12 protein-coding genes and 2 pseudogenes are annotated in these 14,990 nt (G+C 60.6%); 6 read left to right on the top strand and 8 right to left on the bottom strand.

Features of this window, described 5'->3' with window-relative positions; all coding sequences use genetic code 11:
• Positions 1–179 precede the first annotated feature (179 nt).
• The 3 genes from U5A89_RS01780 (at position 180) to U5A89_RS01770 (ending at position 1,788) form a co-directional block, all read left to right on the top strand.
• Positions 180–575, top strand: a complete 396-nt coding sequence (locus tag U5A89_RS01780) for a nuclear transport factor 2 family protein (RefSeq protein WP_338159498.1) — start codon at positions 180–182, stop codon at positions 573–575.
• A gap of 57 nt (positions 576–632) precedes the next feature.
• Entirely contained in the window at positions 633–1,100 is a 468-nt protein-coding gene (locus U5A89_RS01775; protein WP_338159497.1) for a nuclear transport factor 2 family protein, read from the top strand.
• A 292-nt stretch (positions 1,101–1,392) separates the two neighbouring features.
• Complete coding sequence (locus tag U5A89_RS01770) at positions 1,393–1,788, top strand: nuclear transport factor 2 family protein (RefSeq protein ID WP_338159496.1); 396 nt, start codon at positions 1,393–1,395, stop codon at positions 1,786–1,788.
• Between the two features lie 403 nt (positions 1,789–2,191).
• Here U5A89_RS01770 and U5A89_RS01765 read toward each other — a convergent pair whose 3' ends face one another.
• Positions 2,192–5,083: a TonB-dependent receptor domain-containing protein gene (locus U5A89_RS01765; RefSeq protein ID WP_338159495.1), complete on the bottom strand. Its 2,892-nt coding sequence runs from the start codon at positions 5,081–5,083 to the stop codon at positions 2,192–2,194.
• 230 nt (positions 5,084–5,313) lie between these two features.
• Positions 5,314–6,030, bottom strand: coding sequence for a FadR/GntR family transcriptional regulator (locus U5A89_RS01760; protein WP_338159494.1), 717 nt, complete (start codon positions 6,028–6,030; stop codon positions 5,314–5,316).
• Positions 6,031–6,150: 120 nt separating this feature from the next.
• Here U5A89_RS01760 and U5A89_RS01755 point away from each other — a divergent pair, with 120 nt between their 5' ends.
• The 3 genes from U5A89_RS01755 (at position 6,151) to U5A89_RS01745 (ending at position 9,686) form a co-directional block, all read left to right on the top strand.
• On the top strand, positions 6,151–7,071 hold the full coding sequence (locus U5A89_RS01755) for a dihydrodipicolinate synthase family protein (protein WP_338159493.1): 921 nt from the start codon (positions 6,151–6,153) through the stop codon (positions 7,069–7,071).
• 62 nt (positions 7,072–7,133) lie between these two features.
• Positions 7,134–8,324 carry a mandelate racemase/muconate lactonizing enzyme family protein gene (locus U5A89_RS01750; RefSeq protein WP_338159492.1) on the top strand — a complete coding sequence of 397 codons (1,191 nt, stop codon included), beginning with the start codon at positions 7,134–7,136 and terminating at the stop codon, positions 8,322–8,324.
• Positions 8,325–8,327: 3 nt separating this feature from the next.
• Positions 8,328–9,686: an MFS transporter gene (locus U5A89_RS01745; RefSeq protein WP_338159491.1), complete on the top strand. Its 1,359-nt coding sequence runs from the start codon at positions 8,328–8,330 to the stop codon at positions 9,684–9,686.
• Positions 9,687–10,188: 502 nt separating this feature from the next.
• On the opposite strand, the pseudogene U5A89_RS01740 reads toward U5A89_RS01745, so the two are convergent.
• The 6 genes and pseudogenes from U5A89_RS01740 to U5A89_RS01715 all read right to left on the bottom strand — a co-directional run.
• Positions 10,189–10,590 (bottom strand): annotated as a pseudogene (locus U5A89_RS01740) (DUF2958 domain-containing protein); the annotation flags it as partial.
• A pseudogene (locus U5A89_RS01735) lies at positions 10,587–10,928 on the bottom strand (zincin-like metallopeptidase domain-containing protein); the annotation flags it as partial. The pseudogenes U5A89_RS01740 and U5A89_RS01735, both read right to left, overlap by 4 nt.
• A gap of 47 nt (positions 10,929–10,975) precedes the next feature.
• On the bottom strand, positions 10,976–12,031 hold the full coding sequence (locus U5A89_RS01730; protein WP_338159490.1) for a tyrosine-type recombinase/integrase: 1,056 nt from the start codon (positions 12,029–12,031) through the stop codon (positions 10,976–10,978).
• Positions 12,028–12,957 (bottom strand): tyrosine-type recombinase/integrase, encoded by a 930-nt coding sequence (locus U5A89_RS01725; protein WP_338159489.1) that lies wholly within the window; start codon positions 12,955–12,957, stop codon positions 12,028–12,030. The genes U5A89_RS01730 and U5A89_RS01725 overlap by 4 nt, the downstream gene beginning before the upstream one ends.
• A complete protein-coding gene (locus U5A89_RS01720) occupies positions 12,954–13,886 on the bottom strand; it encodes a tyrosine-type recombinase/integrase (protein ID WP_338159488.1) in 933 nt (310 codons plus the stop codon). Before U5A89_RS01720 ends, U5A89_RS01725 begins: the two co-directional genes overlap by 4 nt.
• Positions 13,870–14,691: an ArdC family protein gene (locus U5A89_RS01715; RefSeq protein ID WP_338159487.1), complete on the bottom strand. Its 822-nt coding sequence runs from the start codon at positions 14,689–14,691 to the stop codon at positions 13,870–13,872. The genes U5A89_RS01720 and U5A89_RS01715 overlap by 17 nt, the downstream gene beginning before the upstream one ends.
• Positions 14,692–14,990 lie beyond the last annotated feature (299 nt).

Here is a 14,990-nt window from a genome sequence, read left to right as displayed (position 1 = left end):
TCCACATCAGCATTTATGCGCGAACCGCATAAAAGATAGTCAATCTGATGATCTACTTGCGGGGCGTGGAGAGGGCTATCTAGGCGTCACACTGAACGAAATTTTAAAGACCTCAGGTCAGGCGGCCGAGATCATTTGGTCGCTGACCAACACAAACAAAAAACAGAGAAGGACAGATGATGAGCATCGAAGAGATCAACAAGAAATTGGTTCTGGACGCGTTTGACGCGCTGTTCAACAACCGCGACTACGCCGCAGCCGAACGCTTCTGGTCGCCTGACTACATCCAACACAGCGCTTACATCGAGCCCGGCCGTGAAGGTCTGTTCAATCTTGTCAAGGCAGCGCCCCCCGAGTTTCGCTATGAAAACAGCCTGACGACAGCCTCGGGTGACTACGTCATGCTGCACGGTCGTTTTTCAGGATTCGGTGCCCCGGCTAACTGGGTCGTGGTCGATATCGTCCGCATGGAGAATGGCCAACTTGCCGAGCATTGGGATGTGATCCAGGACGAAGCTACGCGTGAAGGTTCGAAGAGCGGCCTTCCGATGTTCGGCGACAGTTTCCCGGCCTGACCTAACGGCGCAGCCTGCCGGCCGTCCCTGTCCAGACAATTGTGTAGGATGATTCTCATGAAAGACGCAAAGACGCTTCTGTTCGAACTGCTTGCCGTGACCCATGACGGCAGGCAGTGCGCCGCTCTTTTTGCCGAGGACGGGGTGCTCGAACTACCGTTCCTCCATTCGCTTGGAATCCCAACTCGCCATGTTGGACGGGAAGCCATTGCCAACTTCTACGATTATGTCGGGCAGACCCTGTATCCCGGTTTTGGCTTCAAGCCTGAGGATATCACGGTACTGATCGACACGAAGGATCAGGTGTTTGCTGAATATCTGACACAGGCGCGTGCCGCATCGACTGGGCGGATCATCCATCATTTGTTCGCAGGGCGCGTGGTCGCTGAGAACGGCCAGATCAAGCTGCTTCGTGAGTCGCTTAATACGGTAGCCGCAGCACAGGTACTCAACCCGAATGGCGTCGCCGATTTGCAACCCCACGCTGAAGAGATCTTCTCGGTTCCTTTGGAGTATGTTCGATAGCAATACCGGGGCTTCACACGTGGCCCTCTTCGGAGGGCTGGCCGGTGCCTGATGGCGTCTTGCTTCGCCGCGCTCGCGATCAGGGGGCGCGGCAGCAGACCGCTACGACCATTTCTCGGCTCATGCCGATGCGTTGTATGCATCAATGACAGTCGAAATGACGATCTAATCCCGGAACGCACCACCATATGACAACCACGCTGAACGTCGGGGCCTGATCAAACCCCTGAGTGAGTGCTGATCCCAATGCCGCCCGAACAGTCGGGCAGACAGCAAAGAGAAGGAAATGGCGATGAATATCGACGAACAGAACAAGCAGTTTGTACTGGATGCGTTCGAGACGCTGTTTAACAAGCGCGACTATGCAGCCGCCGAACGCTTCTGGTCGCCCGACTATATCCAGCACAGCTCCAATGTTCCCCCGGGCCGCGAAGGTCTTTTCGATCTCGCGAAAGCCGCGCCCGCCGAGTTTCGGTACGAATGCCAGTTGGCGGTCGCTTCCGGCGACTATGTCATGCTCCATGGTCGTTTTTCCGGGCTCGCTGAGCCGGTGAACATGGTCGTGGTCGACATCCTGCGCATCGAAAACGGCGTGCTCGCCGAGCACTGGGACGTGCTCGAGGTCGAAGCCACGCGCGAAAACTCGAAGAGCGGGCTCCCCATGTTCGGCGAAAGCTTCCCGAGCTGATCGGAAGGCGCCGCGCGCGGCCCGTCCATCCAACCGCGTAGGGCAAATTTCATGAGGAACGCAAAGACGCTGTTGTTCGACCTGCTTGTGCTGCCACACACGATGGCAAGCAGGTCGCGGCCCTCTTCGCAGAGGACCGGGTGCCCGAACTTCCATTCCTCCATTCGCCTAGCATTCCGACGCGTCGTGAAGTGCGGGAAGCTGTCGCTAGCTTAATCCCGGATTAACCATCCGCGCTGCTTATGGCCGCTTTCAGCATTGCCGGTCGCTCTCGCAACCTGACCGGAACGGTAATAATTGGTCGCCAGCTGCCCTGTAAGCAGCCTGCTAGCATCTCGATCCAGGATCTGATCGCTAAGGGGTCGACAGCGGCACGTGGTCTTGCCGCTGTCGATACACCGTTTCAGAAGCGCAGGCGAATGCCTGCCGTCATATATCGGCCAGTAACGTCATAGGTGGACCGGAAGGTCGAAACCGCCAGCCCCGGATTGGAACCGATGGCGGTGATTGGATAGCCCCGGTCGAACAGATTATTGACCGTCGCGAACAGCTGAAAATCGCCGAGCGAGGATTTCAGATCATAGCTTATGTTGAGGTCGGTATAGACAACCGCACCGATCTTATTGTCGCGATAGATGAACAGGTTCGATCGGTTGTAGCCACCGATATAGCGCGCCTGCGCACCGATGGTGAAGCCACCCGTCGCATAGCTTAGATTCATCGTGCCGCGCCATTTTGGCATGGGGAAGGGCTGATTGCCGACATCAGCGAAATCCGCGTTACCTGCATATTCGATCGCCGCCGCAGTGGCGCTGCCCTGCAACGTGTAGCTGATCAACCGCGTCGCCAGCAGTCGGCTCGACACAGTCCCGCCGAACAACGAGGTGCGGTAGGATGCCTCTATATCCAACCCCTCGGTCCGTACGCTCGCCACATTGGTCTGGAAGATGTTGACCTGCGACGGGAAGTTCGCCGCCGACGGATTGGTGGGGCCGAGCGGCCGGATGACCTGATTGCAGACCGGGCTAGTGTAATTGCTGTTCGCGCACAGATCCAGCACTTGGAGGCTGCCATATTGGCTGGCTATCGCGTCCCGGATACGGATGCGATAATAATCGGCTGAAATCGCGAAGCCGGCCAAGAAGCTGGGTTGAAATACAAACCCGCCGGTGAAGGTCGATCCAATTTCGGGCGTCAGATTGGGATTGCCCTGATTGACTTCGCTATATTGGCCCGCCTGGTTCGTCAGCCTGTCGGAATAGCCCTGCACGCGAATGGTGGGGCCGGCGAACAGTTCGTAAAGCGTGGGCGCCCGAATATCGCGGGACAGCGTCGCGCGTGCGCGAATGCCGCCGGTTGGTTCATAGGTGCCACCAAGCTTCCACGTCTTGACCGAGCCGGATGTCGAATAATCGGTGTATCGGAATGCGCCATTCAGCTCGAGCGATCGGCCGATCGCAGAATCTTTGGCCAGCGGCACGACGATTTCGCCGAACGCCTCCTTGATCGAATATTCGCCACTGGCAATGCTGACATTGGTGAAGGAAAAGCGGTTCGTGTTGGTTGGCACGCCGCGAATGCCGGCAAAGGTCGGACGCGTCGCCAGATTGCTGTTGCTCGTCTGGTCGAGGGTCTGATGTCGATACTCTCCGCCGAAGACGATCGAAACCGGCCCGGCCCAAGTGGAGAATGGCTCGCCTGAAATGCTGCCCTGCACATCGTGCATGACATTGACCGCCCGCCATACGGACAGCTGCATGACATAGGCCAGGGCCTCAGCGGACGCATTACCGACGCCCATGATGTTGAGCGGCACGCACCCGTCCTGAACGCCGGGATTGGTTATGGTGATGCGGCAGACGATCTGCCCTGCGCTGTTACCAACCGCGTCCGTCGCAGCATAATAGCGTTCCATATTGAGGTCGCGTGCTTCGGAATCGAGGCGGGTGCGTCCATAGGTATAGTTGACGTCCCATTTGAAACTCTCGCCCAAGCGGCCTTCAAGTCCGGCATCCACCACCACGGCGCGCGTTTCCTGTCGCGCCGTGTAGAAGGGGAAGTCCGACATGAAGCGTCCGATGGTAAAGCTCTGGGTCGTACCCAATGCGGCGCGGTCCGCCGGATTCAGAAATGCGTTGTCAGCGTAAATGGTCGTACTGCCGGAAGCGCCATTGCGCGTGACGGGCTGTGGTCGATCGTGATTGGCGGCATGATTGTAACTGGCCTGCACATAGGCGCTGACATTGTCACTGATGTCGTAAGAGATGCGACCCAGAAACTGTTCGGTCGTCGCTGCGGCGCTCAACGTGCTGCGGTCTGCAGGGAAGACCGATCCCTCGCCGCCATAGGCAAGGCCCGCGCGGCCCGTCGGTGTGCCAGCATTGAAAGCGCCCGTCCGCCCAGTGGCGAGGAATTGGCGTCCCGACAGCGGTCCGCTGGTGATGAGGCCGCCATCCGTCGCGTTGGAGATATGGACATTAGACGCGTTGACGAAGGGGTCCGCTACAGTGCCGGATCCGATGACGGCCCAATTATCTGTCACACCTTTGCGCGACGATTTGTCCCTGATCCCGTCTGAATGGTAGCGCTCGGCGCTCGCGATGATCCGCAAGCGATCATCGAGAAAGGCTTTGCCGAATGCCGCGCCGATCCGCGTTGACCCATTGTCACCGCGCGATGAAATGCCCGTCTGCGCCAGCATCTTCAAGCCGTCGAATTTCTTGTCCAGAATAAAATTGACTACACCCGACACCGCGTCGGAGCCATAGGCCGCCGACGCGCCGCCGGTCACGACATCGACCCGTTCGATCAGCAGTTGCGGGATCATGTTGGCGTCAGTGCCGCCCGCATTGCCGGTCGGCGGCAGGCGATGCCCGTCCTGAAGGACGAGGACGCGCTGAGGGCCGAGCGAACGCAGATTCAGATAATTGCCGGTCCGCACGCGGCCCGCATTCGAATTGCGATCCTGCGAATTGCTGATCGACCCGGTAAAGACCGGCATTTGGTTGAGGCCGTCAGAAATGCTGCCGGGTGCCCTTGCTGCCAGCGCTTCGGTCTGAAGCATCGTGACGGGCGTTGGTGCAGTATAGCCGGCGCGCGCTACGCGTGAACCAGTGACGACGATGTCGGCGACGGAAGATTTCTCAGCATTTGCCTCGTCTGGCAATGTGGCAGCATCGCCCGCCGCCTGCATTGAATCATCTGCGCCGGGCGCGCTCGATGTCTGCGCCATGGCGATGGTCGCCGGGATCAGCGCACTGCTTGCCAACAGGATCGTAAAAAGGCCTTTTTTCATCGAACTCCCCACTTTTTGCCGCCGGCTTCTTTGACCGGCCGAATAGACATATTTCACCGCGCCGCGCCGTCATGGCGCAGCCTTCAACCAGCGCCTTGGGGCACCAGCCGTACATGGCAAATCGGATACGTACTCGATCGGGCGACAGCTACGGGCGAGCCTTCACCATCACCCTATCGGCTCGGATGACCTGTAACATTACATAACAGGTTCGAGTCGTCAATCGTAGTTTATTGATCGCGATTTTTGTCGGTCACGCGCTGTCGGACCCGATCGAGATGATAGCGCATCGCCAGTTCGCCGGCCTGGCCGTCGCCGCGCTGGATCGCTTCATAAATGGCCCGATGCTCGTCCAGCACGCGCTGCGACCGTTCCCGACTGCGCTCGCTGGTCAAGCCAAGGGCGATAACCATGCCGCGTTGAATCGATTGGTCCAGCGATTCAAGCACCTGCTCGATCAGTGTATTGCCGCTGGCCGCCGCGACGGCAGCGTGGAAAGCGTAATCGGCCGCAGCCGATATGCCCACACCGTCGGCTTCCTGTTCCATCCGGTCCAGCGCCTTCCTGATCCCTCGCAATTGCGCAGTGGAATGGCGGGTTGCCGCCAAGCCGGCCGCTTGGCCCTCCAAGGCCAGCCGCAATTCCAGGCATCGCAGCATATGCGCGACGTCGCCGGGCTGGGAGAAACGGGTCAGCCCCTCGGGCGGACTGCTTTGGACGATGGTGCCCAGTCCCTTACGCGTAGCGACCAAACCATCTGCCTTTAGCCGGACCAGTGCTTGCCGCACGACCGGGCGCGACACGCTGAAAAGCTGACAGAGCTCGTTTTCGGAAGGCAACTTGTCGCCCTGCCGCAATATCCCCGACGCGATCTGTTCGAGCAGCTGGTCGTACAGCCGGTCGCTCAGCTTTTCCTTGCGTGCGGGAAACAGGGTCAGGTTGGTCATCACATCCTCTTTGCTGCCCGATGGGCAAATCAGGAGTAGCACGGCAGAAGCCCGTTGACATCCAATCGCACGTGTTAATATATATGACAGGTAGATGGAAGTTTAGGGGAATGCTGAATTATGGCGAGCGAGCCGGAAAATCGTTTGAGGCGCGCTTTGAGCGGAGTGTCGGGCATATTGGTCACGCCGTTCAATGCGGAGGACCAGCTGGAACCAGCGCGGCTGACGCCGGTCGTGGACCGGGCCGTTAATGCAGGCGTCAGCCTGTTGGTCGCCAATGGCAATACCGGTGAATTTTATGCGCTGACCACTGTTGAGGCTGAAGCGATGGTGCATGCAGCCGCCGAAATCGTGGCCGATCGCGTGCCGCTGATCGGTGGCGTGGGGCGTGGCATCGGCGATGCACTGGCCCTGACCCGTGCCTCGCGTCAGGCAGGGGCCTCCGCGCTAATGATACATCAACCGCCAGACCCTTTTGTCGCACCGCGCGGGATCGTCGATTATGTCAGCCGTATCGTGGATGCAGGGCAGGGGCTGCCCGTCATCCTGTATCTGCGTGATGACGGTATCGGTCTGGACGCGATCAATCAGCTCTGTGCCCTACCCGGCGTGGTCGGCATCAAATGGGCGTGTCCCACGCCTACACGGCTTGGCGAAGCGATTAAGGCAAACGACCCGCACCTCATCTGGAGCGGTGGCCTTGCCGAAACCTGGGCACCGATCTTCTATGCGGTGGGCGCGCGGGGTTTTACATCAGGCCTCATCAACGTCTGGCCCGAACGCTCCGTGGCCATCAGCGCGGCATTGGAAGCGGGTGACTATGCCACTGCGCGTACATTGGTGGACAGCATCGCAACGTTCGAAGCCTTGCGTGCAGAAGAACGAAACGGGGCCAACGTGTCTGTCGTAAAGGCCGCGTTGCAACTGCTGGGCAATGATTGCGGTTTCCCCCGGCCGCCTGCGGCATGGCCGCTGTCCGACCGCACATGGGCGGATCTAAAAGAATTGCTTAAAGATTTGTCGGTTGCATCTGCAGCCTGACCTTGGCGACGATAGCCTATAAGCGTCAGAATGCGGCGCAGCATGGAAGAGGATAGGGGCTGATGAAGATAGATCGCGTCCGAGCGTTCATGACCCGGGACGGCAATCGTCCCCGCGTGATCGTTGCGATCGACACCGACGCCGGGCTCACTGGCTGGGGCGAATGCTATAATCATGGCCCCGACCGCGCCTTGCCACCGATACTGGATTATCTGGCAGATTTTCTGATCGGCCAGGATCCCCGCCGGATCGAATATCTGATCCAGTACTTGCTTCAGCAATCGCGTTTCCCGCCCGGCGCGCTGGGGCTAGCCGCGATTTCCGCCATCGACCATTGTCTGTGGGACATCTCTGCCAAGGCGCTGGACGTTCCGGTCTATATGCTGCTGGGCGGGCATGTGCGCGACAGGGTCCGTGTCTATGCAGGCATTTACACCGCGCCCGATCCGCAAGCCGCCAGCGACACCATGGACATGCTGCATCAGGACTGGGGTTTTAACGCCTTCAAGCTCAGCCCCTATCGGATAGACATTCATGCCCATCGCTGGGGTGAGGTTTTGCGCACAAGTGCGGACTATTTCCGGGCGTTGCGGGAAAAGGCCGACCAGCGCTACGAAATGGCGTTCGATGCTCATGCCAAGATTTTCGAACCACGCCTTGCCGCTCAGCTAGGCAATGCGCTGGCCCCCTATGATCCGATGTTTTTCGAAGAACCGATACGACCGGAAAATTACGAAGCCTGGGGTGAACTTAATCGCAGCCTCGACTGCGTTCTTGCGACGGGGGAATCCCTCTATAGTCGGTTTGAATTTCTGCGGCTGTTGCAGGTTGGCGGATGTGACATCATTCAGCCCGACATTTGTGTCGTGGGTGGCCTGCTGGAAATGCGCAAGATCGCGGCCATTGCAGAGGCTTATTATGTGACGATTGCGCCGCATAATCCCATGGGACCGCTCGCTACGGCGGTGAACCTGCATTTCTGTGCCGCCCAGCCCAATTTCAAGATCTTGGAATATCGCCTGCCCAACAAGGATGTGTTGGACCCCGGCCGCGCGGAGATGGTCGGCGAAACCATGGGCGACGCTCATTATGTCGTTGATCCCTATCTGCCCCGCGACGGCCATCTGGAATTGCGTCCTGACCGTGCGGGCTGGGGCGTGGAGATTGACGAAAGCCGCCTGGCGGGCGATCAATATGTTCGTTGGCAACGCAAGGTGCCTGTGCGCCCCGACGGCTCCACCGGGTTCGCCTGACCCATGGCAGACGCTCCCATCTCTGCCGACATCGCACTTTTGCCCGCTGGGCGGACACGAACCGGCGGACGCCGCTTTTTCGTGCTGGCGCTCATCACCATCGTGCTGGCGCTCAGCACTGGCGACCGCGCAACATTGTCAGTAGCGGCCTCGGGCCTGTCGCGCGAACTGGGCATCGGCCCGTTGCAGATGGGGTGGCTGTTCTCCGCCTTTTCCTGGAGCTATTTCCTCGCCCAGTTGCCTGCGGGCTATCTTGTCGACCGGATCGGTGCGCGCATTGCCATATTGGTCGCGGTGATCAGCTGGTCGATTGCCACCGTGGCGATCAGCGGCGTGGGTTATGTCGCGGCGCCGGTGGTCGCCATCTATCTGCTGCGCATATTGCTCGGCATATTGGAAGCGCCGGTGACGCCGGCCTGCGCCCGCATTATCGCTGCTTGGTTCCCGCCCGACGAGCGAGGTGTAGCTGGCGCGATCTTCAACAGCGCGCAATATCTGTCGTTGGCGGTTTTCACCCCGCTGATGGGTTTTCTTTTCCACGCTGCGGGGTGGGAAGCGATATTTTCGGTAATGGGCGCGCTTGGCGTGGCGTTCGCTGTGCTGTGGGCTGTGCAATATCAAGCGCCTGATCGCGACCGACGGCTGTCGCCTGCCGAACTAGATGACATTACGGCGCGGGGCGCACTCACTGGCTTGATGGAATCCGGACAGCAGACAGATGGCTCGCAAGCAAAACCCGCCGTCAAAGTGCGGATCTGGAGTTTGCTGTCCAATCGCATGCTGCTGGGCATTTTCCTGGCGCAATATTGTGTCGCGTCGCTATCCACCTTCTTCATATCATGGTTTCCCAGCTATCTGGTGGAAGCGCGGCATCTGTCCGTGCTGGAGGCAGGATTCGTTGCTGCGCTTCCCGCGATCTGCGGCTGTGTGGGAGGTATATCCGCCGGCTTCTTTTCAGATTGGCTTTTGAGGCGAACCGGTGCGCTGTCCTGGGCACGCAAACTACCGATCACCATGGGTCTGGGGCTGAGTGCAACGATCATTTTGTGCAATTACACGGCTTCGAACAGCATTGTGGTGCTGATCATGTGCGTTGCCTTTTTCGGCAAGGGCTTCGGCGCATTGGGATGGACGGTCATCGCCGACACGGCGCCGCGGGAAGCAATCGGAGTAACCGGTGCGCTATTTAATGCGGCCGGCAGTGTCGGGGGCATCATCACGCCGATTGCGATCGGGGCGATCGTCAGTCAGACCGGCTCCTATGATGGTGCGCTGCTCTATGTCGGCATCCATGTGTTGGCCGCAGTGGCCGCTTATTGGCTAATTGTGGGCAAGATTGAGCGATACGCCTTCGACCGCTAGTAAGGATGGATTGGTCAGACCGGCAGGTGGGACGGCGGGCCTTGTTCGTTAAATGTGATAGAGCGCGGTTGCCATTCTTTGGTCAGTTCAATGCAACAATGGGGCACGGGAACGACCTGACAACTAGCCGCTTTTGTCCAGAGCCGACATTCAAGTTTTGTTTTGGGAGCGTCTTAACTTTGCCGGAAGCCCCCATTCATTGGTTCGGCTATAACGATGGCTTCGTGATACGACGAGACTAGAGCGCAATGCTCGCTTGCATAGGCAAAGTCGGTATCTCCTCGACCGTGAACGTGCCGAACGGAGGCGTTACAATCAGTTCCTCCTCGGGCACGGTATGGCTCAACCACTTTTGCGCATCCCGACGTTCGACCATTGCGCCATGCCGCGACCGATAGCGGATGATCTCGGGATTAGCATCGACCGTTATGATCCGATAGCTAACCGGCCAGTCGCCCATGGCTGGTTCCCAGATCGCGGCCATCCCGCAATCGGGATCATTCGGAAGTTCGGGGCGGGTGCCGGGCGCGGCACGGCGAAAAAGTTGCTCAGCCCAAAGGACCGATCCGGCACGGCGGTCAGTATCGGCCCAAAGAAAGAGCGGATGCGGGCTTGAAAAGGCGATGTCCCGCTCGATACCCATCCCAAGAGGCAGGCGGACGCTGGCTATTTCCGCTAGTGAAAAGGTGCCAAGTTCCGGGCAGCCGAACCCAAGATCGGCAAGGCCGAACAGTGTATTGTCGTCGGCGTAGAGTTCAGTTGCCAGCCACGTGCTAGCGCCCAACGGGTTGAAGAATTTCAGGATCGGCGCGGGGTCAAACCGTTCGCCCTTCGCGTTGACGGCCTGTGCGCAAATGGCGTTGGCCCTTAGCGCGTATCGCAGGTCGGGGGTCAGGAGGATCATGCGGCCCTCCGATTCAGATCGGGGTCACTGCAGGACCGATTGCTGTATTTGGCGGCCCCGGCTCCGTTAGCGATACCTGGGGCGGGAAGGCGCGACAGCAGCCAGTCCGCCGCCTTGCTGGCAGCGCCTGCGGCACGGAAGATGGCGCGATTATCTTCACGCAACACCTCCAGCCACGATCTGATATAGTCGGCGTGACGCACGGTCGGCACGATGCCCAGCGACGCGCAGAGAAAGGCCGATCCCATTTCGGCGATCAGTTCCTCGCGGGCATAGTCCTTGCTGCCAAAGCTGTTGGTCAGATTGCGGTCGAGACGCGAGGCATGACCTGTCGCATGGGTCTTATGCCGATATCGGCATAAGGGTCATAATGCCGCGACCCGGGTTATGCCGCGCGGCCTCTGGTTGAGGGTAGTTTTCTGGCCTTTGACCGCGCGGCGGTTCGGCATAATCGGAGCCCTTCCAGGAACGCGAGGAGTTGGTCGTCAGGTCGGAACCGGCCTGACGGCGTGGGCGGAGCAGCGACGCGGGCGAGCGCCTTTTCCTTCATCCGCATGTCGGCGTGGATGTAGATCTGGGTGGTCTCGACGTTCTCGTGACCAAGCCAGAGTGCGATCACCGCTGGATCAACGCCGTGATGCAGCAGGTCCATTGCGTTGCTGTGGCGCAGCGTATGTGGCGTGACCCGCTTCGCGCCAATGCTCGGGCATGTCCGCGCAGCCGTCAGGCAGTGCTTGCGGACCAGATGTTCGAGCGCATCGCGGCTCAGCCGCTCGCCCCGGATCGACGGGAACAGCGGCCTGCTTTCCTCCTTATCGGCGCCGATCCACGTCGCCAGCAGCTTGGCGGTATCACGGCGAAGCGGTGTGGCGCGCTCCTTTCGGCCCGTGCCCAAGCAGCGGATGTGCGCGCCGCTCCCGAGCACAACATCGCCTCGCGTGAGGCCGACCAGTTCGGATGCCCGAAGGCCGGTCTGGACCGCGAGCAGGAGCAACGCGTGGTCGCGCCGTCCCGCCCATGTCGAGCGATCCGGCGCTGCCACCAACGCGGCCATCTCGTCAGCATCGAGGAACGTCACCGTGCGCTTCACGTAGCGCTTGTTAGGCATCGCGAGCACGCGCTGGCAGTGCAGCAGCCAGGTCGGGTCGGTCATCGCGACGAAGCGGAAGAACGACCGGAGGGCGGCGAGCCGGGTGTTGCGGCTGCGCGCGCTGTTGCCGCGTGCCGTCTCGGTATGGACGAGGAAGTCGGCGACCAGATCGACATCAATGTCCTCGACGGTCAGCTTGACCGGCGGCTTGCCAAGCTGCGCGCTCGCATATCGGAGCAGCAGCCGGAACGTGTCGCGGTAGCCCGCCACCGTGTGACGGCTCGCCTCCAACTGCGTGCACAGCCGGTCGGTGAAGAAGCGCTGGCTCAGCGCGGGCAAGGCGGCGCTCATCGTGCCACCTCCCCATCGGTCGCACGCGCCATCGCCAGATCGAGCAGTTCCGGGACCGCTTCCAGATACCAGTATGTGTTGGAGGGATCGGTATGGCCCAGATAGGTCGTCAGCCGGATCATCTCGCGCGCCGGGTCTTTGCCGGTGCGATACCAGTTGATCATCGTGAGCACCGCGAAGGTGTGACGCAGGTCGTGGATGCGCGGTCCCCGGCCATGTCGCTGATACTGTTGGTGGGATCGCAACCCGATCCGCTGGCAGGCCTGCGCGAAGTTGTAGCGGGCCGAGCAGTCGGTCAGCCGCGTTGCCTTGTCGGTGACGAACAGCGGTTTCGCCGCGTGTCCGATCAGCCGATCCCGCTCGGCAAGATAGGCATCCATGTGAGCCACCACGCCCGGATCGAGCGGCAGCAGTCGCTCGCGGCCAAGCTTTCCACGCCGGACCCGCAGCACGCCCTGATCAAGTTCATCGCGGTCGAGCGCCAACGCTTCGCTGATCCGCAGGCCGGTGACCGCGATCAGCCCGAACAGCGTCGAGCAGGTGAGTCCCCGGAGGCCGTAGATCGAAGGCAGTTCACGGGCGGCTTCAACGATCTCCGCGATCTCGACGGTGGTATAGATGTGCGGACGAGGCCGGTTGGAAGAGTCCGGCAGCAACCCTCGCGGCGGCACCTCGTGCGCGAGATCGAAGCCGCTCAGCCATTGCGCGAACAGGCGCACGACGCGCAGCCTCGTAGCTCTGGTCGACCCGTTCCCGTCCGCCAGCGTTGCGTGCCAGCGCAGGAACAGCGCCGTGCCGATGTGGGCCGCACCTTCGGTATCGGCATAGCTGGTGAAGCGGCGCAGGATGCGCTCGCTCGTGCGCAGATCGTAACCGAAGCTGCGGCGAACGCTAAGATAGCGATCAAGCTGGGGCATGAGGCTCATTGCGCGCCTCCCGCCACCGGCCAGGGCATCGCGATGGATCGCAGCCCGTCGATGTCGAGCCGGGCATATATCATAGTCGATGAGCGCGAACGGTGCCGCAGCACGTCGCCGACCTCGTCAAGCGATGCGCTCGCGTTCACCAGCTGGGTCTTAAGGCTATGACGCAGCAGGTGCGATCCCACATAGGGCGTCACCGGCTTCTGTCCGGTCGCCTTCAATGCGTCCTTGAGGATCGCGTTGACAATCTGCCAGTCCTTGAACGGTCGATAGGGTGCGCGCTGCGTGACGAACAGGGTGCGGCAGGTCGCCGGGCCACGTTCCTCGCGCAGATAGGTGCTCAGCGCGTCGCCGACCTCCGGCGTGATCGGCATCCGGTCGTGCAACTGGCCTTTGCCGCGCACCGTCAGTTCGCCAGCGCGCCAGTCGATGTCGTCGAGCTGGATCGCGATGACCTCGACCGCGCTCAGGCCGAGTCGTGCCATGATCAGCAGCATCGCGGAGTCGCGCGCGCCATATCGCGGATTACTGCGCGCCGAAGCGAGCACTGCCTCGACCCCATCGGGCGACAGATGCCGGGGCAGCCTCGCGTCCCAACGCTTGGCCATCTTGGGAAGGCTCAGCGCCAGATTGCTGGCCGTCGCCCCACACCCGAACAGATATTGGAGGAAGATGCGAACATGCGTCGCAACCGTCTTGTCGCGGCGTGCTGCCGCCAAAACATGCTCGATAAAGCTGATGACATCCGCAGGGCGAAGGTCCGCGAGACTGATCGCGCCGTCCCCAAAGCGATGATCAAGGAACCGGTTGGCGAACCGCAGCGTGTGATAGATCGTTCGCGCGCTCAGCCCGCGCTGCTTGACGAGATAGTCGTCGAAATTTGCGAGCAGCACCGCTCGCGCGGTCCCCGCCTCATTAAGTATGTCGGTCATAATCGTGATGCTCCATGTTGCTGGAGCACGGAAGATTATGCCGAACTGAAAGCGCGTGATCATGCCGCTGACCGCGCCATTCCGACGCCGTGCGGCATAATCCGGTCGCGGCATTATGGGTCAGTTCGTGCAGGCAGGTCCGATAGAAATTGATCTGGTCGAAAAAAGCCGGTTGCGGCGGCACAGCTATCAAGTCTTGGCTCGGCACATAATAGGCTTTGTCGCCACCGATGCGCAAATCGACGCCGCTGGCCGCTATCAGTTCTTCGGCAACCGGCACGATTTCCCGTTCGGGCAGAGGCGCAGGTTGGGCCGCTAGGCCGGGTCGCAGCCCTTCGCATTGCGAGACATTGAAGACGGTAAAACGCTTGAGGAAAGCCACTGACTTGGCATTGCCGCCCGTTTCGCGCGCTTTTTCCCTCTCCGCTTCGGGAGTGAAGCGATCGGCATAGACGACAGTCGTGCCCTGTTCGCCCTTGCGGACGCATCCGCCTGCATCCCGTGCCTGCTTGAAGGTCAGCCAGCTCTGCGACGGAAAGTCTTTTTCCATCACCACGCCCCACAGGATAAGCATGTTCACACCGAAATAATTGCGGGCGGTGAGCGCATTGCGCGGCAGACCGGGGGCAAGGCCGCCAAGGCTAAGGTCTACATTGGATGCCCAAGGCTGGACCCAAGGAATGCGCCCCGCCTCCAATTGTGCGATGATCTTGGCGGTTACCTCGTCATAGAGGTTGATCCGTTCGGGCTGCGCCGCATCGGCACCGTGCGGGCCGCGCGCGCGACGTGAGGCATATCGAGCCATGTCCTGTCCTCCTGCCTGCCCAAAAACATGAGGCTCCCCGTAAAGCGGGGGTGGGCGGCGAAACGCGACTGGAAAGGCCCGCCCCGGCGGGCGTCGGCACCGCAGTGCGAAACGACAGTGAAGCACCCTCAAGCGCAGCGCAGACGGGTTGCCGAAGACTGCCAATGGCCTAGGAGGGAGCGCCGCTCACTCCCGCATTTCGGGAGAGGCTCACACCAACGCCGCCGCGTCGAGCGCGGCGACTATTTTTCGGACAGTCGGTCCGAACCCGCGCCAGCGATCGTAACAGGATGGACCAG

Source organism: Sphingobium sp. HWE2-09 (assembly GCF_035989265.1).
In the GTDB taxonomy this organism is placed as follows: Bacteria; Pseudomonadota; Alphaproteobacteria; order Sphingomonadales; family Sphingomonadaceae; genus Sphingobium.
Note: the sequence above shows the minus strand (reverse complement) of the source record. Positions and strands in the feature narration are given on the sequence as shown.

Bases quoted from the DNA above. Each gene is read 5' to 3' on its own strand.
- U5A89_RS01720 (WP_338159488.1), bottom strand. From the start codon at position 13,886: ATGACCGACATACTTAATGAGGCGGGGACCGCGCGAGCGGTGCTGCTC.
- U5A89_RS01745 (WP_338159491.1), top strand. From the start codon at position 8,328: ATGGCAGACGCTCCCATCTCTGCCGACATCGCACTTTTGCCCGCTGGG.
- U5A89_RS01780 (WP_338159498.1), top strand. From the start codon at position 180: ATGAGCATCGAAGAGATCAACAAGAAATTGGTTCTGGACGCGTTTGAC.
- U5A89_RS01730 (WP_338159490.1), bottom strand. From the start codon at position 12,031: ATGAGCGCCGCCTTGCCCGCGCTGAGCCAGCGCTTCTTCACCGACCGG.
- U5A89_RS01715 (WP_338159487.1), bottom strand. From the start codon at position 14,691: ATGGCTCGATATGCCTCACGTCGCGCGCGCGGCCCGCACGGTGCCGAT.
- U5A89_RS01760 (WP_338159494.1), bottom strand. From the start codon at position 6,030: ATGACCAACCTGACCCTGTTTCCCGCACGCAAGGAAAAGCTGAGCGAC.
- U5A89_RS01725 (WP_338159489.1), bottom strand. From the start codon at position 12,957: ATGAGCCTCATGCCCCAGCTTGATCGCTATCTTAGCGTTCGCCGCAGC.
- U5A89_RS01775 (WP_338159497.1), top strand. From the start codon at position 633: ATGAAAGACGCAAAGACGCTTCTGTTCGAACTGCTTGCCGTGACCCAT.
- U5A89_RS01770 (WP_338159496.1), top strand. From the start codon at position 1,393: ATGAATATCGACGAACAGAACAAGCAGTTTGTACTGGATGCGTTCGAG.
- U5A89_RS01765 (WP_338159495.1), bottom strand. From the start codon at position 5,083: ATGAAAAAAGGCCTTTTTACGATCCTGTTGGCAAGCAGTGCGCTGATC.
- U5A89_RS01755 (WP_338159493.1), top strand. From the start codon at position 6,151: ATGGCGAGCGAGCCGGAAAATCGTTTGAGGCGCGCTTTGAGCGGAGTG.
- U5A89_RS01750 (WP_338159492.1), top strand. From the start codon at position 7,134: ATGAAGATAGATCGCGTCCGAGCGTTCATGACCCGGGACGGCAATCGT.